19 protein-coding genes are annotated in these 23841 nt (G+C 42.4%); 15 read left to right on the forward strand and 4 right to left on the reverse strand.

Annotation, left to right across the window (positions count from 1 at the left end; genetic code table 11):
• Window positions 1-54: 54 nt before the first annotated feature.
• On the forward strand, window positions 55-555 hold the full coding sequence (locus G4420_RS11825) for a DUF4252 domain-containing protein (protein WP_157493791.1): 501 nt from the start codon (window positions 55-57) through the stop codon (window positions 553-555).
• Between the two features lie 119 nt (window positions 556-674).
• On the opposite strand, the gene G4420_RS11830 is transcribed toward G4420_RS11825, so the two are convergent.
• Entirely contained in the window at window positions 675-1520 is an 846-nt protein-coding gene (locus G4420_RS11830) for a Nif3-like dinuclear metal center hexameric protein (protein WP_163323855.1), read from the reverse strand.
• A gap of 337 nt (window positions 1521-1857) precedes the next feature.
• Here G4420_RS11830 and G4420_RS11835 point away from each other — a divergent pair, with 337 nt between their 5' ends.
• The 4 genes from G4420_RS11835 to G4420_RS11850 all read left to right on the forward strand — a co-directional run bounded on the left by G4420_RS11835 (window position 1858) and on the right by G4420_RS11850 (window position 4683).
• Window positions 1858-2085: a 4Fe-4S dicluster domain-containing protein gene (locus G4420_RS11835; protein WP_045033398.1), complete on the forward strand. Its 228-nt coding sequence runs from the start codon at window positions 1858-1860 to the stop codon at window positions 2083-2085.
• Between the two features lie 113 nt (window positions 2086-2198).
• Window positions 2199-3320: a 3-methyl-2-oxobutanoate dehydrogenase subunit VorB gene (locus G4420_RS11840; RefSeq protein WP_045033397.1), complete on the forward strand. Its 1122-nt coding sequence runs from the start codon at window positions 2199-2201 to the stop codon at window positions 3318-3320.
• Between the two features lie 13 nt (window positions 3321-3333).
• Complete coding sequence (locus G4420_RS11845; protein ID WP_045033445.1) at window positions 3334-4119, forward strand: thiamine pyrophosphate-dependent enzyme; 786 nt, start codon at window positions 3334-3336, stop codon at window positions 4117-4119.
• Window positions 4120-4131: 12 nt separating this feature from the next.
• Window positions 4132-4683: a 2-oxoacid:acceptor oxidoreductase family protein gene (locus tag G4420_RS11850; protein WP_045033396.1), complete on the forward strand. Its 552-nt coding sequence runs from the start codon at window positions 4132-4134 to the stop codon at window positions 4681-4683.
• Between the two features lie 56 nt (window positions 4684-4739).
• On the opposite strand, the gene G4420_RS11855 is transcribed toward G4420_RS11850, so the two are convergent.
• Window positions 4740-6824, reverse strand: a complete 2085-nt coding sequence (locus G4420_RS11855) for a helix-turn-helix domain-containing protein (protein WP_163323856.1) — start codon at window positions 6822-6824, stop codon at window positions 4740-4742.
• 335 nt (window positions 6825-7159) lie between these two features.
• On the opposite strand from G4420_RS11855, the gene G4420_RS11860 reads away from it, so the two are divergent.
• The 7 genes from G4420_RS11860 to G4420_RS11890 all read left to right on the forward strand — a co-directional run bounded on the left by G4420_RS11860 (window position 7160) and on the right by G4420_RS11890 (window position 13899).
• Window positions 7160-8887, forward strand: a complete 1728-nt coding sequence (locus G4420_RS11860) for an acyltransferase family protein (RefSeq protein ID WP_163323857.1) — start codon at window positions 7160-7162, stop codon at window positions 8885-8887.
• 10 nt (window positions 8888-8897) lie between these two features.
• On the forward strand, window positions 8898-10094 hold the full coding sequence (locus G4420_RS11865) for a serine hydrolase domain-containing protein (RefSeq protein ID WP_163323858.1): 1197 nt from the start codon (window positions 8898-8900) through the stop codon (window positions 10092-10094).
• 170 nt (window positions 10095-10264) lie between these two features.
• Window positions 10265-11095 (forward strand): C-GCAxxG-C-C family protein, encoded by an 831-nt coding sequence (locus G4420_RS11870; protein WP_163323859.1) that lies wholly within the window; start codon window positions 10265-10267, stop codon window positions 11093-11095.
• An 87-nt stretch (window positions 11096-11182) separates the two neighbouring features.
• Complete coding sequence (locus G4420_RS11875) at window positions 11183-11713, forward strand: DUF4382 domain-containing protein (RefSeq protein WP_163323860.1); 531 nt, start codon at window positions 11183-11185, stop codon at window positions 11711-11713.
• A 295-nt stretch (window positions 11714-12008) separates the two neighbouring features.
• Window positions 12009-12650 (forward strand): porin family protein, encoded by a 642-nt coding sequence (locus tag G4420_RS11880; protein WP_163323861.1) that lies wholly within the window; start codon window positions 12009-12011, stop codon window positions 12648-12650.
• Between the two features lie 278 nt (window positions 12651-12928).
• Complete coding sequence (locus G4420_RS11885; RefSeq protein WP_163323862.1) at window positions 12929-13276, forward strand: hypothetical protein; 348 nt, start codon at window positions 12929-12931, stop codon at window positions 13274-13276.
• Between the two features lie 56 nt (window positions 13277-13332).
• The gene (locus tag G4420_RS11890) at window positions 13333-13899 is read left to right on the forward strand and encodes a hypothetical protein (RefSeq protein ID WP_163323863.1); all 567 of its coding nucleotides are present in this window, start codon (window positions 13333-13335) and stop codon (window positions 13897-13899) included.
• 343 nt (window positions 13900-14242) lie between these two features.
• On the opposite strand, the gene G4420_RS11895 is transcribed toward G4420_RS11890, so the two are convergent.
• Window positions 14243-14959 (reverse strand): DUF6261 family protein, encoded by a 717-nt coding sequence (locus G4420_RS11895; protein WP_163323864.1) that lies wholly within the window; start codon window positions 14957-14959, stop codon window positions 14243-14245.
• A 620-nt stretch (window positions 14960-15579) separates the two neighbouring features.
• Here G4420_RS11895 and G4420_RS11900 point away from each other — a divergent pair.
• The 3 genes from G4420_RS11900 (at window position 15580) to G4420_RS11910 (ending at window position 20041) form a co-directional block, all read left to right on the forward strand.
• Window positions 15580-16002, forward strand: coding sequence for a hypothetical protein (locus G4420_RS11900; protein ID WP_163323865.1), 423 nt, complete (start codon window positions 15580-15582; stop codon window positions 16000-16002).
• A 175-nt stretch (window positions 16003-16177) separates the two neighbouring features.
• Entirely contained in the window at window positions 16178-16642 is a 465-nt protein-coding gene (locus tag G4420_RS11905) for a hypothetical protein (protein ID WP_163323866.1), read from the forward strand.
• Between the two features lie 360 nt (window positions 16643-17002).
• Window positions 17003-20041 (forward strand): beta-L-arabinofuranosidase domain-containing protein, encoded by a 3039-nt coding sequence (locus G4420_RS11910; protein WP_163323867.1) that lies wholly within the window; start codon window positions 17003-17005, stop codon window positions 20039-20041.
• A 233-nt stretch (window positions 20042-20274) separates the two neighbouring features.
• Here G4420_RS11910 and nifJ read toward each other — a convergent pair whose 3' ends face one another.
• Window positions 20275-23838, reverse strand: a complete 3564-nt coding sequence (gene nifJ, locus G4420_RS11915) for a pyruvate:ferredoxin (flavodoxin) oxidoreductase (RefSeq protein WP_163323868.1) — start codon at window positions 23836-23838, stop codon at window positions 20275-20277.
• Window positions 23839-23841: the final 3 nt, after the last annotated feature.

Below are 23841 nucleotides of genomic sequence, written 5' to 3' on the forward strand. Positions count from 1 at the left end.
CTGCAAGTTCTGAGTGGAAACAGAAAAGTACAAACAATTAAAAAAACGAATATCATGAAGAAGTTATTATTGATTTTAGCAGTTGTATTGCCCATGGCAGTATTTGCACAAAAAAGCCCGGTTGACAAGCTCTTTGAAAAATATGCCAACCAAAAGGGAATGACCACCGTAAATATTTCGGGTAAATTACTGGGATTTGCCGCTCAAATTGAAACAGGCGACAAAGACACACAGGAATTATTGTCAGGATTAAACGGAGTTCGAATTTTATCTGTAGAAGATGACGCGTTGAACGAAAAACTCGATTTTTACAAAGAACTGGAAGCTGATGGTTTTTTCAAAAACAACGATTTTGAAGTGTTGATGGAAGTAACCGAAGACGATGAAATTGTTCGTTTCCTGGCACGCGATGCCGGTAACGGTAAAATATCAGATCTGATTCTGGTAGTAGGAGGAGATGACAATGCATTGATCAGCATCAGTGGAATAATCGATCCGCAAAATATTGGTAAGATCACCAAAGCTGTTAATGTTGATGTAGGTGATTTTGAATAAATGAGTTACCATCAAATCTAACCATATCTGAAAAAAAAATCCGGGGAAAACCCAGATTTTTTTATGCTTGATTTTACTGTCACACTGAGCGAAATCGAAGTGTGAGTTCACTTCTAAATTTAAAACGTTACAAAATTCGCCTCATTTTCAATAAAATGAATGGGCACACCTTTTACAAATCCTTTTAGCCACTGTGCACAATAATCCATGCCGGCCTCTTCCGATTTTATATGCCCCAGAAAAATAACTGCTTTGTTATTTCCCAACGTTGTAGCATCGTTTGCATAAAGATAGGTTTCCCATTCGTTGGCTTCGCCGGCAACCATTACTTCAACGTCGGGCATATTCAGCATTTGAATCTGGCGTGCGCCGCCCGGTGCTCCAACAGCCAGTCCTACTTTTGTAAATTTCATTTGGGGGTTGCCGATCACTCGCACCGTTTGCAAACCCAGTTGCTTTTTTAATTCTCGAGCAAAGTCTGCTAATTGTATCTCCGGCATTTTATATAATGTACCCCGATCATTAATGGCATAGTCTTTCCAGCCCAGTTTTTCAATCATTCCGGCATAAATTCCATCGGGTTTAGTCATGTGAATGTGATCATGAAACCGGAATACAACTAACTTGTGATCTTCAATAAATTGGCGTTTTTCTTTATAAACCGGATCGTTTGCATAAGCTTCGGTTTCATCAAGGTGATTGTAGAAAACAGGTTCGTGGGTGATAATAAAGTTGCAATTCATTTCAACCGCTTTTTGCAGGGTTCGCATATCGGCAAACATACATATGGCAATTCCTTTTATTTCGGTGTCCGGATTGCCAGCTTTAAAAACATCAACTGTTGTTTCGGCCCAATCACAGGTTACATTTTCTTTTATTTGGTTTACCACCGAGCGGGGAGTTGTTTTATTTTGTGCGAATGTGCAAAAAGGAATAAGTATTACGAAAAGCAGAAGTTTTTTCATTGGTTTAATTTTTAAATGGTATTGATGATTTCAAAAGTAAAGATTTTTTATTTGCCATTGTACCGTATATGTGCTACAGCTGGTGTAAAACATAGATATTGTTCAATATCCGAAATTAGAAAGCAACTATTGTTGCACACATTTTATGTTGTATAAAATAGTTTTGTCAGCAGAGTAGAAACTCAAAATAATTTACGGTGATAAAATTCGAATCTGAAAGAAAAAATCCATTAAAAATTAAGAACTCAAACCACTGGTTATAAAAGTCTGATAAGCTGATTTTTATAGGTTTTTTACGTTGTTCAGATTGTTAATTTTGTTGTAAAATCATTATAAAATGGCAAAAGTAAAAGGAGCAGTTGTTGTTGATAAGGAGGGCTGCAAAGGCTGCAGTCTGTGTGTGGAGGCTTGTCCGCACGATGTATTGGCATTACACAAAGAGGTAAACAGCAAAGGATATCATTATTCGTATATGGAAAATCCTGATGCCTGTATCGGATGCGCCAATTGTGGTGTTGTTTGTCCGGATACCTGCATAACGATTTACCGAGCAAAAGCCAGCTAGAACTTAAGGGCTGAAGAAATGAGGGATTGAAGGAATGATTTAACTCTTGCATCCATCGTTCTTCATCTGGTATCAAGTATCAAAAATCAAGAATCAAAATTAATTACCGAGATATGGGAGAATTAAGATTAATGAAAGGAAACGAGGTGTTGGCCGAGGCCGCCATCCGCTGCGGATGCGACGGCTATTTTGGCTATCCCATAACACCTCAGTCGGAAGTGATGGAAACACTTATGGCGCGCCAGCCCTGGAACGAAACAGGAATGACTGTATTACAAGCCGAAAGTGAAGTTGCTTCGATAAACATGGTATACGGAGCTGCGGCTACCGGCAAAAAAATTATGACTTCTTCATCGAGCCCGGGTATTAGCCTGATGGCCGAAGGAATCTCGTACATTGCCGGAGCAGAACTGCCATGTTTAATTGTAAACGTACAACGTGGTGGCCCCGGACTGGGAACCATTCAACCTTCGCAGGCCGATTATTTTCAGAGTGTAAAAGGTGGTGGTCACGGCGATTATAAAATGATTGTGCTTGCTCCTGCATCGGTTCAGGAAATGAACGATTTTGTTGATCTTGGTTTCGAACTGGCGTTTAAATACCGTAACCCGGCAATGATTTTGGCTGATGGAGCCATTGGTCAAATGATGGAAAAAGTAGAGCTGGCCGACCAAAAGCCACGCTGGACAAAAGAGCAGATTCTGGAAATGAGCAGCGACTGGGCTACGACCGGAAAAACTGCCGACCGCAAAAAGAATATTGTTACTTCGCTGGAGATGGATTCCGACAAAATGGAAGAAAACAACCGTCGATTCCAGGAGAAGTACCGCAAAATGGAAGAAGAAGAAGTACGCTACGAAGCCATTCAGTGCGACGATGCCGAGTTTGTAATTGTAGCATTCGGAACGTCGGCGCGTGTGTGCCAAAAGGCAGTGGAAATTGCCCGTGCAAAAGGCCTGAAAGTTGGATTGCTTCGCCCGATTACTTTGTTCCCGTTCCCTAAAAAAGCCATTCAGGAACTGGCACGCAAAGCCAAAGGATTCCTTTCGGTTGAAATGAGTGCTGGACAAATGGTGGAAGACATTAAACTGTCGGTTTACGAGGCCGGTAGCAATGCCCGTGTTAACCATTTTGGTCGCATGGGAGGAATTATACCTACACCAACAGAGGTAGTTGAAGCACTGGAAGAAAAATTTTCGTGGGAGTTGAGTTATGGAGTTAAACGTAGTTACTAAACCGGAGGAAATTATGGACATTAAAGAAATTATAAAGCCGGAAAATCTGGTTTACCAAAAGTCGGAAGTTCTGAACGACGATATTATGCACTACTGCCCGGGGTGTTCTCATGGTGTGGTTCATAAAATACTTGCCGAATTGATTGAAGAAATGGGCCTTCAGGAAAAAACCATTGGTATTGCACCGGTGGGTTGTGCCGTTTTTGCTTACAATTATATCGATATCGATTGGCAGGAAGCTGCCCACGGTCGTGCACCTGCAGTAGCAACCGGCGTTGCCCGTGTAAATCCTGATAATTTTGTGTTTACCTACCAGGGCGATGGTGACCTTGCATCGATTGGAGCAGCTGAAATAATGCATGCCTGTAACCGTGGCGAAAATATTCTTGTGGTTTTCATCAATAACGGAATTTACGGAATGACCGGTGGACAAATGGCACCAACAACACTGGAAGGAATGGTTACAGCTACTACTCCTTATGGACGTAATGTTGATTTGAATGGTTATCCGATGAAGATCACCAATTTGATTGCTCAGTTGCCCGGAACATCGTATGTTACACGCCAGGCGGTACACACTGCAGCAACAGCACGTAAATGCAAACGATCGCTGAAAAAAGCCATTCAGAATGTACTGGATAAAAAAGGAACTTCATTTGTTGAGGTGGTTTCAACCTGTAACTCGGGTTGGAAAATGAGCCCGGTGGAAGCCAATAACTGGATGGAGGAGAACATGATTCCTTATTATCCGTTAGGCGATTTGAAAGACAGTGTAAAAGGTGAACATTCGGAAAATTAAAAAATTGAAGCTATGACAGAAGAAATGATAATTGCCGGATTTGGAGGACAAGGTGTGCTTTCAATGGGTAAAATTCTTGCTTACTCGGGCATTATGGAAGACAAGGAAGTTACCTGGTTCCCGTCGTACGGACCTGAAATGCGTGGTGGAACAGCCAACGTAACCGTAATTGTTAGCGATACCCGCATTAGTTCGCCTATTTTGCAGGAGTTTGACACCGCCATTATTCTGAATCAGCAGAGTATGGACAAATTCGAAAAAGCGGTGAAACCCGGTGGAACTTTATTGTACGATCCGAATGGAGTGATCAATCCGCCAACACGTACCGACATCAACATCTATAAAGTTGAAGCCACAAAAACGGCTGTTGAAATGGGGAATCCAAAAGTGTTTAATATGATTGTTTTTGGAAGTTACCTGAAAGTGCGACCAATTCTTTCGTTGGATAACGTTGAAAAAGGTTTGGAAAAATCGCTTCCGGAACGTTACCACAAATTAATTCCGCTAAACCTGGAAGCCATTAAAAAGGGCCAGGAAATTGTTGCTGATGTGCAATTGGTATAGAATAATTGAAGCTAATTATAGAAAGCCCTTCACTGGTTGAGGGCTTTTTTTATGCGCTACAAAAGCCCTTTTTCCTCCAGCGATTCTTTTATGCGTATGTGGTTTGCGTTAAATTTGTTTTCAATCTCACGGAACACATTTTTATATTGCGGATGTTTCAATAGATTATCCATCAGCGGATCTATTGGGGTAAAAAGAATGGTCCAGTAGTGAAAGTTGTCCTGCTGCGAAAAAGCCTTTAAATAATCGATGGCTTTGTTGTTATCTCCGTTATAAGAGTAGTAGAATGCCAGCGAAAAGTTACTGTATATCGACGGATCATTTTCTGCCCATGTTTTGTACTGTTCAAAATATTTATCCGCCAGTTCCTGCTCGCCAACTTTATCAAAGGTTACAGCTATTTTCCCGTTTTCCGATCGGTAAATATCAAGCTGATACATTTCCCGGGCATCAACAAAGGCTTTGTAATATTTTGCTGCGCTTTCAAAATCGCGCAGATAGTAATATGATTTTGCGACTTCCTGCAAAATATCAAGTCGGGTTTTGTCCTTCTCAAAGGTAGCCAGCAAGCTTTTATTCAGCTGGTTCAGGTCTTCGTTCTGCGCATATTGTATATAAGCCTTTACATATTGCGAGTAAAGGTTTTCAGGAAAATAACTGAGTGAGCGTTCAATATATTTTTCAGCTTCATCAACAAAACCCGATTGAATAAAAGCATTGCTGATGTGCAGGTAACTGTAACTTGCAGCGGATGAATCGTAGGCCGCAACAATATCGATCTCAAGGCCTTTCAAAGCATATTCAAGGTACTTCTCTGTGTTGGGCAGGTAGTTTACATACAGTTCAACCAGGAAAATTAAAACCACATCAGAGTTAGGGCTGATCTCCAAAGCTTTTTCAAGATAGGGAAGAGCCAGCTCGTATTCGCTGTGCTCCATATAAAAAAGCGCTTTGGCAGTTAAACTCTGTGGTAGTTTCGAGTCGTGAAAAAGTGCCTGGTCGGCATAATAATTTATCGAATCGGCAAACTGTTTTTCCGTTTTATTCTGGTCTAAAAGATAGAAAGCAATGGCAATTCCGGCATAGGCACGGGCAAACTCGTTATCGTGTTTAATGGCTTGTTTGAAATACGGGATTGCTGCCCGAAGGTTTTCTTCGCTTGGTTTACCAAGCAAATCGTATCCTTTCAGAAACAGGTCGTACGCCACCAGGTTTTTGGAAGGAGCTTTTTCAATGCGTTTTATTTCTTCCGGTGTAACAATGGCTTCTATTTGTTCGGCAATATTTTTTGCCACATCGGCCTGCAAGGTAAAAATGTCCTCCGTGTCACGCCGGTATTGCTGGCTCCACAAATGTTTATCTGTTTCAGCTTCAATCAACTGAATGTTCAACAGTATCTGATTTCCGATTTTTTGTCCGCTGCCTTCAACCAGGTAGGTGGCATTTAGTTCGCGCGCAATTTCGGGTGTTGCTTTTGGATTGTTGCGGTACTGCTCAACCGAAGTGCGGCTAATCACCCTCAGGTCCTGAATTTGTTGGAGGTTATTCAATGTGGCCTCCATCAGACCGTTAATGATATAAACATTCGTGGTGTCGTTGCTGTCGTTTAGAAATGGTAATACGGCAATTGATTTCACCTTATTACCAGTGTCGGACCCGGGGCGTAATACAAAGTACAACACCAGAGCAATAACCGCAATTGCCAAAAATGAGATCAATAAAACCGGAAACTTCTTTTGCCGATCGGGGGCCTGTAGCTCCTGCTCCGTTTCTATTTCCTGGGTTTGCTGTTCTTCCGTTTCTTCGTGCGTACTCATTTCGCCGGGAGGGTATCCGTACAGCTCGCGAAAGCATTTTATAAAATACGAGGGGCTGCCAAAACCCACCTTATACGAAACTTCCGAAACCGTGTACGATCCTTCCTGAAGCAACTCGCCGGCATATTTTAAACGTACGTTGCGAATAAACTGACTTGCCGACAATTCTGTTAATTTTTTGATTTTGCGTAACAGGTTCGAGCGACTCATTCCAACCGCATCTGCCAACTCCGAAACACCAAACTGCTCGTTGGAAATGTTCTCCTCAACAAGCTGAGTTATTTGGTTTAGAAAGTTTTTTTCTGCGGTGTTAAGATTCGGCATCGTTGTTAGCTTCGGATAAATACGATCCTAAAAATACAAATTATGTTTGTTTGTCCCTTATACTATCCTTTCTTTCGATGATATTTTATTTTGAGAACCCGGTTTCTTCTATGTTTTTATGCACGCTTTAAAACGCTTATTCAGCAGGCTTTTCAGGGCTTTGCATCACGTGTTGCATCATAATTTATATGCTTGCGTCATAAGTTTTAAGCCTTCAGCAAACTTCATATTCCTGGCTGCATAGTTCATTAGACTTGCGTCACGCTTCACCCGACCTTTACACTAACGAAAAACTTCGGACTGCGGGCTTCCGTCTTCCGGCTAAATAAAAAATCATGAAAACACGAATTTATTTTCTCGACCATTTAAGAACATTAATGATCTTTCTTGTTGTGGTGCTACACTCAGGTTTGGTTTATGAACATGTTTTGCAAAACTCCTGGATCGTTGTTGATCCCGTAAAAGCAAATTCAATCGGAATGATCCGTTTGTATCTCGACCTTTTTATAATGTTTACGATCTTCTTTATCTCCGGATATCTGGTTCCGATGTCGCTGAAGTCAAAAACTTCAATCGAATTTATTAAATCAAAAGTGAAACGCATTTTAATTCCCTGGGTAATCGCCGTTTTCACCTTGATTCCTGCGTACAAATTCATCTTTTTATATTCACGAGGATTGCCACAGGAAGAGTGGTTCTCGTACTTTCACTTTTTTGAAAGGGCCGGTAGCGACCTGAGTTTTTATGCCAATAACCCGGCACAAAACTGGTTGTGGTTTTTACCTGTGCTGTTTCTGTTTCAGGTGATTTACCTGGTACTTGCAAAAACAAAAGTACTGTCATTAAAAATAAACCTGAAAACAGCTGTAATCGTAATGTTTGTAGTTGGAGTTGTTTACAGCGTTACAATTGCTCAACTCGGACTTAACGGCTGGTACGATTCTGCCATTCTGCATTTTCAACGCGAGCGCCTGCTGGTTTATTTTATGTCGTTTTTGCTGGGTACACTTTGCTACAAGTTAAAGGTGTTCGAATCAACAAAAAAGAACAAACGCCTGTATATTATTGCAAATGTAGTGCTGACTTTCACTCTGGGTATTTTTACCGCGGTTGCCCTGAATACCTTTTTTAATATCATCGATCCGCAACGTAATTACTATTTCATTTCGCAGTTTGCCGACCGTGTTGCTTATTATGCTTTTGGCCTGGCATCGCAACTTACTTTGCTGTATGTATTCCTTTACGGTTTCCGCCACAGCCTAAATAAAAGGTATGCACTTATGGACGAACTGAACAGAAATTCGTACTCGGTTTATATCATACACACTATTGTACTTGGTGTGGTTGCACTTTCGCTAATGGCATTACCTATTCCGCCGATGGTAAAATTCCTGATGGTTACCCTATTAACCTTTGCTCTTTCAAACCTGCTTATTTACTCGTGGCGAACAATCCGTCAGCGCGAGATTAACACAAAAACCGTTGCTACTGCAATACTATCGGTAGTAATTGTAATGGCTGCTTTTACTGCATATCCCGGAACAACTGAAAACAATGAAGAACAGAAAACAGAAACAACAGAAACAAGAACAGCGCCTCAAAGCGGGAACAGCATACATGCAGCAGTAATTGCCGGCAACATTGAAGCAGTACAATCAATAATTGCAGCGGGAGCCGACTTGAATGAAAAAGAACCTGCAGGTGGATCAAGTCCGTTAATGACCGCCTGTGTATTCGGAAAAACAGAAATTGCCCAGGTATTGATCGACGCCGGTGCCGACCTGAACGTAACCAATAACGATGGTTCTACCGCACTGCATACCGCTGCTTTTTTCTGCCGGACCGAAATAGTTAAAGCATTATTAAACAAAGGTATCGATACTTCCGTAGTAAATAATTCAGGTGCCACAGCTGCACAGTCGGTTATGGCCCCTTTTGAAGCAGTAAAAGGAATCTATGAATATTTTGCCAAAGTATACGAGCCGCTCGGACTCCAACTCGATTTGAACAGGATTGAAAAAACACGTCCTGTAATTGCTGAAATGATATCAACTAACTCATAAGCTAAAAATCATGAAACTGCTGATCGGAAGAATGTTACTTATGTTGGTTATACTGCAGGCAGTATTGGGAGCCAGCTCGTGTAACAATAAAAAAGCGGAGGAGGTTATTTTAACTCCTCCGGCAGAAATGAACGACGGAATACATGTGGGCACACCGGTTGACGCGAATATTGATGAGCGTTTTATCCAGGATGCTATCCGGAAAATCTACGCAGGGAAATTTGGTGAAATTCACTCCATGTTGATCTATAAAAACGATAAACTGGTTGTTGAACAGTATTTTCCGGGCCATTTGTATGCATGGGACAAACCTTATTACCATGGCGAGTACGTGGAATACGGTCCGGAAACCATGCACAGTGTGATGTCGGTAACAAAAAGTTTTGTGTCGGCATATATCGGAATCGCCATCGATAAAGGTTTTATCGAAAGTGTAGATCAATCGATTTTTGATTACCTGCCCGAACATCAACACCTGAAAACCAATAACCGCGAATACATTACCATCGAACATCTGCTTACCATGACTTCTGGATTGGCCTGGGACGAATGGAGCGCCGCACACGGTACAGAATCGGCCAACGACATGGATCGTTTGTACTTCGATTGCAACGAACCGGTAACTTGTGTTTTAGATCGCGAATGGTGGGCCGAACCCGGAACATTTTTCACCTACAACGGCGGTGGTATTGTTATTCTTGGTGAAATTTTAAGAAACGCAAGCGGCCTTAATCTCGACGAATTCTCAGAGAAGTATTTGTTTGCTCCGTTGGGAATAAAAAAAGGCACGTGGATGAAATACCCAAACAGCGTTGTAGTTGAAGCAGCCAGTTCACTGAGCATTACGCCGCGCGACATGTTGAAACTGGGAGTTACATACCTCGATAACGGAATGTGGAATGGCGAGCGCATTCTGTCAGCCGATTGGGTGGCAAAAAGCTCAACCGTTTACAACAACAATGTTGGGATAAATCTCCCTATTGAAGATTCGGGTAAAAACGGTTACGGCTACACCTGGTGGCAAAGCGATTTGTACCACAGTGGCAAAAACATAAAAATGTATCGTGCCAATGGCTGGGGCGGACAGGTAATTATGGTTTTCCCCGAGCTGGACATGACCGTGGTATTTACCAGTGGAAACTGGGCCGGTAAATCGAAGTTGTTTAAGCTGGTGCGTGAGTATATATTGCCTTCGATTGAAATGTAAAATGAAAGAGTTAATGTGTTATAATATGAAACAGTTTTTATTGTCATTTCGACGAAGAATGAGGAGAAATCTCTCAACAATGAAACAGATTTCTCATTCGTACCTCATTCGAAATGACATCTCTGTTTATCTAATATTACAACCAAAGCAATCCAAAACGATTTTATAAAATGAAAAACACCTGTTCAACCAGAAAAGAAGCCCGCAGCCTCCTGTTTAAACTGGGGTGCACAGGGGCACTATTTGCGGTGGTAAATAAGAATTTCGGACAGCGCGACAGTGAAGTTGAGAAGGCAACCGGGCCGTTATGTGGCGGAATTTTGCAAGAGGGGCATCAATGCGGAATGCTTTGGGGAGCCGCTCTTGCCGCCGGTGCCGAGGCCAACCGAAGGACGAATGACCCAAGTGCTGCCACTTCGCTGGCTATTTCAACCGCCCGCGATCTGGTTGATTCATTTAGCCGCAGAAAATCAAGTGTGAATTGCCGCGATATTACAAACTGTAACCAGAAATCAATGCTGGGGCAAATTAAATTTTTTATAAGCGGGAAACCGCTGAATTGTGCCCGTTTGATTGGCCGTTGGGCACCGGAAGCCGTTTCAACGGCAGAACGAAGCCTGGCTTTAACGCCCGAAAGTTCTGACATGCCCGTTGTAAGTTGTGCCAGTATTGTGGCCGAAAAAATGGGTGCCGGCAAAGAAAAAGCAATGATGCTGGCCGGTTTTGCAGGAGGGATAGGACTCAGTGGCAATGCCTGTGGTGCACTTGCTGCAGCTGTTTATCTGGGTGCCGAAAAGTGGTTTCGTGAGAATCCGGGTGAGGTAAGGTTTATCGTCCCCGGAGTGGAAGAAATGATGCGCGATTTTCTGGTAGAAAACAGGGGAGAGGTGCGCTGTAGTAAGATATGTGGGAAAACTTTTGCTACGGCAGAAGAGCACTCGGAATATATACGAAATGGCGGTTGCAGTAAGCTGTTGAATGTGTTGTCGGGAACAGGTTAGCTGAATCATTTTTGCAGTTGGAATGATGATGTTCTCAACATTTTTCAATAATTTGCGTTATATTTTTTTAATAAACACAAAACCATCATGAAGAAATTTATTACAGTTTTTATTATTGCAGCAACATTTTTTGTGGCTTGCAGCGACGACGACAACAAGGCCGGAACCGGTACCTTAAAAGTAAACTTAACCGATGCCCCGGCAGAATACAGCAAAGTACTTGTTGATATCCAGGGCCTGCGTATTAATGTGAACGATGCCGATACTACTGAAGGCAACTGGATGGATCTGGAACTGGATACCATGGGACAGATCGATTTGCTGGAGTTAATGAACGGTGTAAGTATTCAGTTATCTGATGACGAAATTCCGGCTGGATACCTGTCGCAAATACGTTTGATATTGGGCGAAAACAACCAGCTTGTAATTGGCGATGATACCCTGGATATGGATACGCCTTCAGCACAACAATCAGGGCTGAAAGTAAATGTACACGACTCGGTTGCCGATGGCGAAACATTTAGTATGATGCTCGACTTTGATGCTGAAAAATCAGTAGTAGACAAAGGAAACGGAAGCTATTCGTTAAAACCCGTTTTAACTGTTATTAAAGACTAAGTATTAAATACAAAATAGAACAGGAAAGGTCGCTTATTAAGCGGCCTTTTTTTATGCAAATTACTCTCCTTGCAATAATAAGATCAATCACCCAGAGATCGCTAAACTTTTCGCAAAGCAACCAAGTTAAACGTTGTAATGAGTTAAAACCTCTACGATCGTTGTGCTTCCTAATTCCTTTGCGTGAAACGATATTCATATTCTTGTGTTCCTGTTGATTCATTGTGCTTTTTTTACACCAAAACATATATCGATTCAGGCACGTATAGAATGCTATAAGCCAAAATCAAAGGTTATGAAAACGTTTACCCGGTTAGTAGCAATGCTTGCTTTTACTTTCTTTTCAGTTGGTTTGCTGGCACAAACCATTGGAATAAAAGCCGGATATACCTTGTCGGATATGTTGATTGAAACGGACGGTGAAATTTTAACCGACCCGTTGGATATGAGATCGGGGTTTCACTTTGGGCCAACATTTGAATGGGGAATTAACGAAGGTGCGGGTATTGAAACGGCGCTGTTGATGACCACAAAAGGCATAAAAGTAAATCAGACGGAGACCGTTGACGATATGTGGTACAGTGCCAGCTCGAAAGTCAACCTGTGGTACCTCGATATTCCGGTGTTTGGGAAATTGTATACCAATGTAAACGACATAAAATTGTACGGAATGTGTGGCCCTTACCTTGGCATTGGCCTTAGCGGCAAAATAAAGTCGGAAAATGGCAGGGACATGGTGTGGGGACCCGACGAGGACGATGATTTGCAGCGCCTGGGATTAGGTTTGGGCGTTGGCGGAGGTTTTGAGTTTAATTCGTTTTTGATTGAATTCACTGCTCATTTTGCGCTGAATAACATTGCACCCAAAGCCAACCCCGATGTAACAATGCGCAACCGTTCGTTTATGTTTTCGCTGGGGTATAAGTTTCGGAAGTAAAATATTTATGTATTTCCGTAATCACCAATAGAACTGAAAGCAATACAATTTTCAGCTAACTCTCCCTCATTCCCTCTCTTTTCAAAAAGAGAGGGACGATTGTGTCGAAGGCACAATCAGGCTGAGTTTAAAAAACGTTGCGCCAAATTTTGCTTTTGATTCTTCCATTTGCCCCTCGTTACAAACGAGGGGTAGAGACAAAAACTTTGTGAACTTCGAGTCGTAGTAGTTTCTTCCCACAAACCGGAAATTTGCTAAGTTTGCGCAAAATTACAACGATGAATATTTCAGGGAGCTGGACATACAACGAAGATTTTGAATACGGAAATTCAGTAGGAGAGGTGGAGCTAATCCAAACCGGCGACGAGGTTAGCGGCGTATTTTCGTTTACCGAAGAGGTGGAAAACAACTACAGCATTCAGGTTACCGAAAAGGTAAAAGGCACCCTAAGCAACGGAAAACTGCTGCTGGAGAGCGTTGAAGTAAAAGCCCTGCAGAACGGCCGCGAAATCAGTTACCTGCCCAATACTTTCGAAACACACCGAATTACCGAAACCCAAATCATCGGCTCAACCTACGACAGCGAAGACGTGTGTGGCGTTTTTGTGCTCGAACGGAAAGTTTGATTTTTACTTATTCTGCCCTAACTTGTATGGAAATTAATCCTTTAAAGTAACAAGATATGGGACTTGAAGATTTTGAAAATCTAATTCGCCGGATGGACGAAATGGAGAAGCTTTACGCGAATCGGTACAAAGGGTTTAGTCTGGAGCTTCCTCCGGCATTAACTTCTGTGGTATTTGAATATTGGCCTGAAATAGCGGAAAACCCGGCCAAATACAAGCCTTTGTTGTTCAAACTTGGCGAAAAGTACATTGGCGAAATCTGGGAGGAATACAATAATTGTGACTCGTTAAACAGAAGTGGCGGACCGATGGCCGATCTTCATCCGGTTGACACAATTGATAAATTAAAACCAAAATACGACAAACGTTGCCAGGAACTAAAAAGTACTTACCCTGCTGCAGGCGATGAATTTTGGGACGAGATTATCAGGGAAGATTATGAATGCGAAAAAAAGGATCTGCAATTTAAGCTGGCGGTTCACGAAACAATGAAAGCCGTATTTAATGCGCATTACATCGATGATGTAATGGAATTTGAAAGCCATATTCTACGGTATTTCGAGCGGGGCATGTACCTGATGTGCGCGTTACAATATGTTGACGAGGTATATTCGTTGGATTAAAACCGTGAGATTGCTTCAGTCGTTCCTCCCTCGCAATGACAGTTCTGATGGCTATATTCCGGCAGCGGACAATGACCGCATTCATCCCGGCACGATTCATCACTGTCCGCTGCACTGATTCTCTAAAAAGCCGGTCATTACGATCCCGATGAGTAAAACGAATCGGGAGAAGTAATCTAATCCTGTTTCCTGTTTTTATCCGGGATCACCGCCCTAAAGCCACGGTGCAATAAAGTACGACAAGCACAAAAAAAGGGACGCGCACAAGGCAACGTCCCTACAGTCTAAAATATTAATCAACTCAAACACTAGTTTCTATAATATTATTTTCGGTTAGGGCGGGTTACTCCACCACCGGTTCCGTTTTGTTTAATCGTTTGCGAACCGCCACGTTGTTGTCGGAGATAATTTCGGCAACGGTGCGGGCAAAGGCGCCAAAGGTTTCCACGTCAACCACTTCCATGGCGCGCAGGTACACCACAATTTTTTCGTTCACCAGCTTTAGTACCTCCACTTTTATTTCCGACGCGCTAAGTTCGGTGCTATCTTCTGCTTTTTCTTCTTCGTAAGCAATACGTGCTGTTTCGAATGCGGTTTGTGCCAACTGCAGCGCCGCAATTATCTCGGCACACCCCGACAGCAGCGCAATAGCTTCCTGCAGGTCTGCCGCAGCCAGGTCATTTAGCATCGAGGTAACCAACGACGACTCAACAGCATAACTCTCTTTTGTTATTCCCATGCCATAACGTTCTATCACGGCGTTAACTTTTTCGGCTGCCGCACGGATGGCTGCATCGGGGTGATGCAAAAATCCCGCAACCAGGTAGAATAACGAGCGCAAAGGCTCGTCGCGTTCTTCATCTTTTTCTTCAAGGTTACTTTCGGCCGTAAGGCGGTTTATCGACGCCGAAAGACTGACCGACAGCGGCTCGAGGGCCGAAAACATAGCTACCAAATGTACATCGGTGCGAAGTGTTGTGTTCTTGTATGCTCCAATAATACGCATACATGCGGCGTCAACCTCTGTGACGCGACTTGTAGTTAAAATTCTCTCAATCATGGTTTTTAATTTTGTTTGTTAAGTTAACCATTGCATTCTGTGTGGGTATGTTAGAAGTGCCTTGGTAATTAATTGATAAAAAAGATAGTACAATAAAATTATATAAACAAATGATTAAAAACGTATATCGTACTGAGTACGATTGAAGAAAACTGCGTTAGTGGAGCATCGTACTGAGTACGATTGAAGAAAACTGTGTTGGTGGAGCATCGTACTGAGTACGATTGGAGAAAACTGCGGTAGTGGAGCATCGTACTGAGTACGATTGGAGAAAACCGCGGTAGTGGAGCATCGTACTGAGTACGATTGAAGAAAACTGCGTTGGTGAAGCATCGTACTGAGTACGATTAAAGAAAAGCGCATTAGGAAACCTTCAGTAGTACTCCCAAAGCTAATGTTTTACAAAAAATCTGTTATTTTTAAAGAATTAAAACCAAAATTACCGAATACATTGAACCCGACTCTTGCAAGAACAAAAACAAAAACCGGCCCGCTTTTCAATTTTAATACAAACATTATTAAAGTTTTACAGCAGTGCAGGCTAATAATATGTATGTTGCATTGCAACATACACGTACGTTAGGGTGCATTTTAAACATCTAATTAATGGACAAATTTTAATGAAGTCAATTTCTAAAGAATTAATAGCTGTAATTGTATTTGCTATAGTTGCAATTTTATTGGTGGATTTCTTTTTCGATAAAAAGGACAAAGAAATAGTTGCAAATGGAGAATATGCAATTGCTCACATCATTAAAAGATATGAATATGGAGAAAAGGCTATAGGTGGAAAATATGGTGCAGGAGCTTCTCTCGAATCTGTTGATTTTTCTTATAAATTTAAAGGACAAATATTCAAAGCAAATTGCACAATCGACAATGAAAACGGATTTGACAAAACAGTTAATGATTATTTACTCATTGTAGACAAGGATAATCCGAACAGATTTATTTTGCTTTTCGACTATCCAATTAAGGATGAAAAGGACTTCCGAGAGGTAATAACAAAACATGAAAATGAAAATATTAAAAACGTACCATAACAATTTGTAATATGGCAGGCGGGGGTTTTAGCGGTCTGACAAGTCAGACCTGTCGCCCACTTTCCTGCGGGTCTGACACTCCCGATTGCATCGGAACCGGCAGGCAACTTGCAAGAGAACGTTAGCAGCATTTTAAGAACAGGATCTTAACAACAAACAATATAATTTTGAATTTATGGAATACCCGATTAATCTACCAGAATTAGAAGATGGACAACTAAAATTAGTTACATCAAATTTCTATGGAAAACCTAAAATATTTTTAAACGATTTTGAGATAAAAAAGCAAAATGATAGGTACTCAGTAAATAGTAATTACGGTAACCCAATTTTGATAACATTAAAAAATAACTTCTTAGACCCAATTCCTAAAGTATTTGTAAATAATAATCAAATACATATCGCAAAGGAGATAAAATGGTATGAATATATATGGACTGGTCTGCCAATCTTAATGGTTCTCCAGGGAGGATTGCTTGGTGCTTTATTAGGATTAATCGCTTTAAGACTAAATCTTAACATTTTTAGAGGTGATAAGAAGATAATCTCGAAGTATCTATTGACACTAGGAATCAGTTTGGTATTCGTAATATGTTATCTTACAATTGCAACATTACTCAATGTATTAATAGAAAAATAAAAACGCCCTTTTACAAATTGTAATTGGCAGGCTGGGGCTTAGCAGTCCGACACTCCCGATTGCATCGGGACCGCCCGACCACATACAAGAGAACGTTACAAAAAAAAAACAAAACCAACCGTTACCAAAAACCAACTAATAAAAACCGTTCTTTATGTATCAATTTTCAATGCACCAAAAAACGCCGAAGTACTTGCGTTTCTGCAGCTTGCCGATAAGCATGAATATTCGTTATAATAATTTGAACATATAGACAAGTATTGGTAAGCCCTATCTATCGGCCATTGCAACATGTTTTCTAATTTTGAAACCGAAGTTGACGTAATAGTCGAATCGCATTAAAAACTTAAAATAAAAAGTATGAATTTAGTAAAGCCGATCGTTGGAATAATACTTGCCTTTTGTACCTGGGGTACAGGCAGCGTATTTGCACAAAGCGGTGATCAGATTTTAGACGGAATTGGCGAAACGGGATTAATTGCCCGTTATACGCTGGAAGAAAATGTTAAAGACTGGTCGAGAAATAACCTGCATGGAAACATCGGGGGTTCTGGTTACGAATTTGTCGACGACGAAGTATTCGGCAGGGTAATCGCATTATCCGGCGACGGAAAAACGTATATAAGTATCCCCGGCGAGTTGCTGGCAGGAGAGGAGTCGCTAAGTATTTCGGCCTGGGTTAATTTACGTTCGGCTGATGGCGGTGCGCCACTTTTCGATTTTGGCAAAAACAATAAATCTTCTTTCAGTGCAACACCGGCCGGCGAAAACGGTTTCGTGGCACAAGTGGCCGGTTATACAGCAAGTTCGGAAGCAGCAGCATTAAATAAATGGAACCATGTAGTGGTTGTTGTTAATGTTCCTGAAAAAACGTTCACCACCTACCTTAACGCTGAGATGGTTAGCGAGGTAAAGGATGTTGAGGTGGAGCTAAAACAACTGTTCGATGCCCAAAAAGGAAATAACGATCAGTTTTTGATCGGGAAATCGCTGGCTGCAAACGAAACCTCGCTGGATGCGAAGCTGCACGATTTCCGCATCTACCGTATTCCTTTAAACCGACGACAAATTGGATGGATTAACTTTAGTGCCCTGCATAAAGAGGAGGCAGAAGAGATGATGCGTAACAAAGAAGAGCCGGATCTGCCGAAGTTTTCGGAAACAACACCACAGCTATATACCCAGTATTTAACCGGCGTTGAAACGATTGAAGTGGAAACCGAAGTGGGTTTTCTGCCACGTTTGCCACGTTTTGTAAAAGGCGTTTACAGTAACAATTTGGAGGGGCCTGAGGTACGTGTGCTTTGGCCTGCCCCCGAAGATAACAGCGAAGTGCAAAGTGCCGGAAAATACACCGTAACCGGACGAGTTGCCGGAACCGATATTCAACCCACGGCAATTGTTACGGTAGTTGAACACGATCATCATCATCATGCTCCGCACCGCACGCTGGAGGCTTTTAATTTGGATGAGGTGCAGTTAACAGAAGATGCTCATAACCACGAAACCAAATTTGTGGAGAACCGCGATAAGTTCGTTAAGGGTTTGCTGGAGACCAATCCAGATAATTTCCTTTACATGTTTCGCAATGCATTTGGTCAGGAACAACCTGCAGGAGCCAAACCTTTGGGCGTTTGGGACAACCAGGAAACAAAACTTCGCGGTCATGCCACCGGACACTACCTGAGTGCTTTGGCACAGGCTTATTCGAGTGCTGCTTACGATCCGGCAATCCAGGCTAAGTTTGCCGAAAAAATGGAATACATGGTGAATACCTTGTACGAATTGTCTCAACTATCAGGAACTCCTAAAACTGCCGGTGGTGAGTCGGTATCCGATCCTTTGGCCGTTCCTCCGGGAGCGGGAAAGGATGGTTATGATTCGGATTTAAGCGAAGATGGTATCCGCACCGACTACTGGAACTGGGGAAAGGGTTTTATCAGTGCCTATCCTCCTGATCAGTTTATTATGCTGGAACACGGTGCAAAATACGGAACCGATAACGATAAAGTGTGGGCACCCTACTATACCTTGCACAAAATATTTGCCGGTTTAATGGATATTTACGAAGTGAGTGGCAACGAAAAAGCGCTTGAGATTGTTGAAGGAATGGGCGACTGGGTACATGCACGTTTAAGCGTGGTACCAACCGAAACGCTTATCAGCATCTGGAACACCTACATTGCCGGCGAATTTGGCGGAATGAACGAAGCACTGGCACGATTAAGCCGCCTCACCAACGATAAGAGTTACCTTGAAACCGCTAAGTTATTCGATAACATCCGCGTATTTTTTGGCGATGCCGAACATTCGCACGGTTTGGCTAAAAACGTTGATATGTTCCGCGGATTGCATGCCAACCAGCACATCCCGCAAATTATGGGTGCGCTTGAAATCTATCGCGATTCGCAGGACCCGGAGTATTTCGATATAGCCGATAACTTCTGGAATAAAGCCACCGGAGATTACATGTACAGTATTGGCGGTGTGGCAGGAGCCCGTAACCCAGCAAACGCTGAATGTTTTACTGCTCAGCCGGCAACACTTTACGAAAACGGTTTTGCAGTAGGCGGACAAAACGAAACCTGTGCAACATACAACATGCTTAAATTAAGCCGCAACCTGTTTTTGTTTAATCAGCAAGCCGAATTGATGGATTATTACGAGCGCGGATTGTACAACCATATTCTGGCATCGGTTGCCGAAGATAGTCCTGCAAACACCTACCACGTGCCTTTGCGCGCCGGTTCGGTGAAGCATTTTAGCAATGCACATATGGACGGTTTTACCTGCTGCAACGGTACGGCAATCGAAAGCAACACAAAATTGCAGAACTCGATTTATTTCCACAGTGCCGATAACAAAGCTTTGTATGTAAACCTTTATGTGCCTTCAACCTTAAAATGGACCGATAAGGATATTACCGTTACGCAAACAACTGCTTACCCAAAAGAAGACCATACAACATTAACCATTAATGGTAGCGGCAAATTCGATTTGAATGTACGTGTGCCACACTGGGCTATCAAAGGATTTTTTGTAACCGTTAACGGCAAAAAAGAAGAAATAACAGCAGAACCGGGAACTTACCTTACTATCAGCCGCAAATGGAAAGACGGCGATAAAGTGGAGCTACGTATGCCATTCCACTTTTACCTGGAGCCGGTAATGGATCAGCAAAATATTGCCAGTTTATTCTACGGACCGGTATTGCTGGCTGCCCAGGAAGAAGGACCACGAAAAGAATGGCGTAAGGTAACGTTGGATGCAGGAGATATCAGCAAATCGATTTCAGGTGATCCTGAAAAGCTGGAGTTCGAAATTGACGGAGTAGTTTACAAACCGTTCTACGAAACATACGGCCGTCATTCGGTATACCTTGATGTAAGGCTGAAGTAGTCAGACTCTTTAGGGGTACAAACATACTTTAATGGAAAAATCCGATTCGTATATGTTATTTACGGATCGGATTTTTTCGTAATGGCATTCGCCATTTAGGAAAATGAACAATGTAAGAGTGCCAAAGGTGCGTAGTCCGTTTATTGGGTACACAGGAAGGAAAGATTAAATCCATTAGCACAAAAAAAGCCGCTTCAAAACGAAGCGGCTTTTCTATATAGCTCGAATAATTTCTATTCTTCTCCTTCTTCAGGTTTTGAATAATCCATAGCTGCCATACGTACGTACGACTGGTAACGCCATTTTGCGTTAACCTCAGCAGCTGCAAACAATTCATCAGCTTCAGCAGGGAACGATTTCTTCAATGAAGTATAACGAACCTCGCCGTTCAGGAAGTCCTGGAATTTGTTCCATTCCGGTGTTTTCGAATCCAATTGGAATGGATTTTTACCTTCGTCTTCCAACAGTGGATTGTAGCGGAACAGGTGCCAGTATCCTGACTCAACAGCTTTTTTCTCCTCTTCCTGGGTACGTCCCATGCTGGCACGCAATCCGTGGTTGATACATGGAGAATAAGCGATAATGATAGAAGGACCTGGGTAAGCTTCAGCTTCTTTCAGTGCTTTAAAGTACTGCGACTGGTTAGCTCCCATGGCAACTTGTGCAACGTATACGTAACCGTAGCTCATCATCATAGCGCCAAGGTCTTTTTTACGTACTTTTTTACCCGATGCAGCAAATTTGGCCACAGCACCTACAGGAGTTGCTTTACTCGACTGACCACCGGTGTTAGAGTAAACCTCGGTATCCATTACCAATACGTTTACATCTTCGCCGCTTGCCATTACGTGGTCTAAACCACCATAACCGATGTCGTATGCCCATCCGTCGCCACCAAATACCCAAATCGATTTTTTAACCAGGTATTGTTTCAACGATAGGATGTCTTTAGCATACTGGCTGTTGCTGTCTTTAATAACATCAAGTACTTTATTTGTAGCAACAACAGAACCTTCGGCATTGTCTTTTTTCTCCAGCCATTCGCCAAATACTTCTTTCTCTGCGTCAGAAGCACCATTTGAAAGAGCAGTAGTCATAATGTCGGCAATGCGGCTACGTTGTGCGTTAACACCTTCAGAAAAACCAAAACCGTATTCGGCGTTGTCTTCGAAAAGTGAGTTAGCCCAGGCCGGACCATGACCCGACTCTTTGTGTTTACAGTATGGAGTTGACGGAGCAGAACCACCATAGATTGAAGAACAACCTGTAGCGTTGGCAACCATCATCCGCTCGCCGTAAAGCTGAGTGATCAGTTTAATGTATGGAGTTTCACCACAACCTGCACAAGCTCCCGAGAACTCGAACAATGGCTGAGCGAACTGTGAGTTTTTAACTGATTTTGTTTTGTCAACAACAGTTTCTTTAACTGTAACTTTTTTGTCCATGAAATCCCAACGACCAACTTCAGCCTGCTGAGTTGCAAGCGGCTTCATAATCAGCGATTTCTCTTTCGAAGGACAAACATCGGCACAGTTACCACAACCTGTACAGTCAAGTGGCGATACCTGGATACGGAAACTCAATCCACCAAATACTTTGGCAGGAGTTGCTGTTTTTGTTTCAGTACCGGCAGGTGCAGCAGCAACTTCTTCTTCTGTCATCAGGAACGGACGAATAGCTGCGTGAGGACAAACGTAAGCACACTGGTTACACTGAATACAGTTTTCCGACTGCCATTCAGGAACGTTCACTGCGATACCACGTTTTTCGTAAGCTGCTGTTCCGAGTGGGAATTGTCCATCTTCTGAACCGGCAAAAGTAGAAACAGGAAGATCGTCACCTTTTTGTGCGTTGATTACGTCAACCACTTTAGTAATGTATTCCGGACGATCGGCATCAGCAGCTGCTTCTTTAGCAACAACAATGTTTGCCCATTCAGCAGGAACTTCAACTTTTACTACGTTTTTACCACCGGCGTCAACCGCTGCGTAGTTCATGTTTACAATGTGCTCGCCTTTTTTACCGTACGATTTTACAATGGCAGCTTTCATTTGCTCAACAGCCAGTTCGTAAGGAATCACTTCTGTGATTTTAAAGAAAGCCGATTGCATAATGGTGTTGGTACGAGTTCCCAAACCAATCTCTTCACCCAGTTTAGTACCGTTAATGATGTAGAAATTGATTTCGTTTTCGGCCAAATATTTCTTCATTGCGTCAGGCAACTGTTTTTTGGTTTCTTCTGCATCGTTAATAGAGTTCAGCAAGAAAGAACCACCTTTTTTCAGGCCTTTAAGCACGTCGTACATATTAACATATGCCGGAACGTGACAAGCAACAAAGTCAGGAGTGGTAACGAGGTAAGTTGATCGGATTGGTTTATCCCCGAAGCGTAAGTGTGAACAAGTGAAACCTCCCGACTTTTTCGAGTCGTACTGGAAGTATCCCTGACAATATTTATCTGTTGCGTCACCAATAATTTTAATCGAGTTTTTGTTTGCACCAACAGTACCGTCAGAACCCAAACCGTAGAATTTAGCCTGGTAAGTTCCTTCAGGAGTCATGTTGATTTCTTCTTTCAACGGAAGTGATTTGAAAGTCACATCATCAACGATACCGATTGTGAAGTTGCCTTTTGGCTCATTCATTTCAAGGTTTTCGTATACTGAAAGAATTTGTGAAGGAGTAGTATCTTTTGATCCTAAACCGTAACGTCCACCAACAATTACAGGAGCATTTTCTTTTCCGTAGAATTGTGATTGTACATCAAGGAATAATGGCTCTCCGGTTGATCCCGGTTCAGCAGCACGGTCTAATACAGCAATACGTTTTACTGAATCAGGTAAAGCTTCAACAAAGTGTTTTGCTGAGAATGGGCGGAACAAGTGTACCGACAATAAACCTACTTTTTTACCTTGAGCTGCCAGGTAGTCGATAGTTTCTTTAATGGTTTCGGTAACCGAACCCATTGCAATAATGATGTTTTCAGCATCAGGTGCACCATAATATGTGAAAGGACGGTATTTTCTACCTGTCAGTTCGCTAATCTGGTCCATATAATCAGCAACGATATCAGGAACTGCATCGTAGAATTTGTTTGCTGATTCTTTTGCCTGGAAGAAAATATCAGGGTTTTGAGCTGTACCGCGGGTTACAGGATTTTCAGGATTTAACGCACGATTGCGGAATGCCTGAATTGCTTCCTGGTCAACCAAAGGTCTCATGTCTTCCATGTCGATTGCTTCAATCTTCTGAACCTCGTGCGAAGTACGGAATCCGTCGAAGAAAGCAAGGAAAGGAACTCTTGATTTCAATGTTGCTAAGTGTGCAACACCTGCAAGGTCCATTTCTTCCTGTACTGAACCTGAAGCCAACATTGCAAAACCTGTTTGACGGGCAGCGTAAACGTCGCTGTGGTCGCCAAAAATTGATAATGCGTGACCGGCTAAGGCACGTGCACTTACGTGAAATACTGTTGGTAATAACTCACCTGCAATTTTGTACATGTTAGGGATCATTAATAATAAACCCTGTGATGCAGTGTAAGTAGAAGTTAAGGCACCCGATTGCAGTGCTCCGTGAACAGCACCGGCAGCACCGGCTTCACTTTGCATTTCTGCCAAACGTACTGGGCGACCAAACATATTTTTCTTTCCAAAAGCAGCCCATTCATCAACGTACTCAGCCATGGTTGACGACGGAGTGATCGGATAAATACAGGCGACTTCGCTGAACATGTAACTCATATACGCGGCAGCGTAGTTTCCGTCACATGTTACCATCTTTTTTTGTTTTGCCATCTT

This window comes from Draconibacterium mangrovi (genome assembly GCF_010586825.1).
Taxonomy (GTDB): Bacteria; Bacteroidota; Bacteroidia; order Bacteroidales; family Prolixibacteraceae; genus Draconibacterium; species Draconibacterium mangrovi.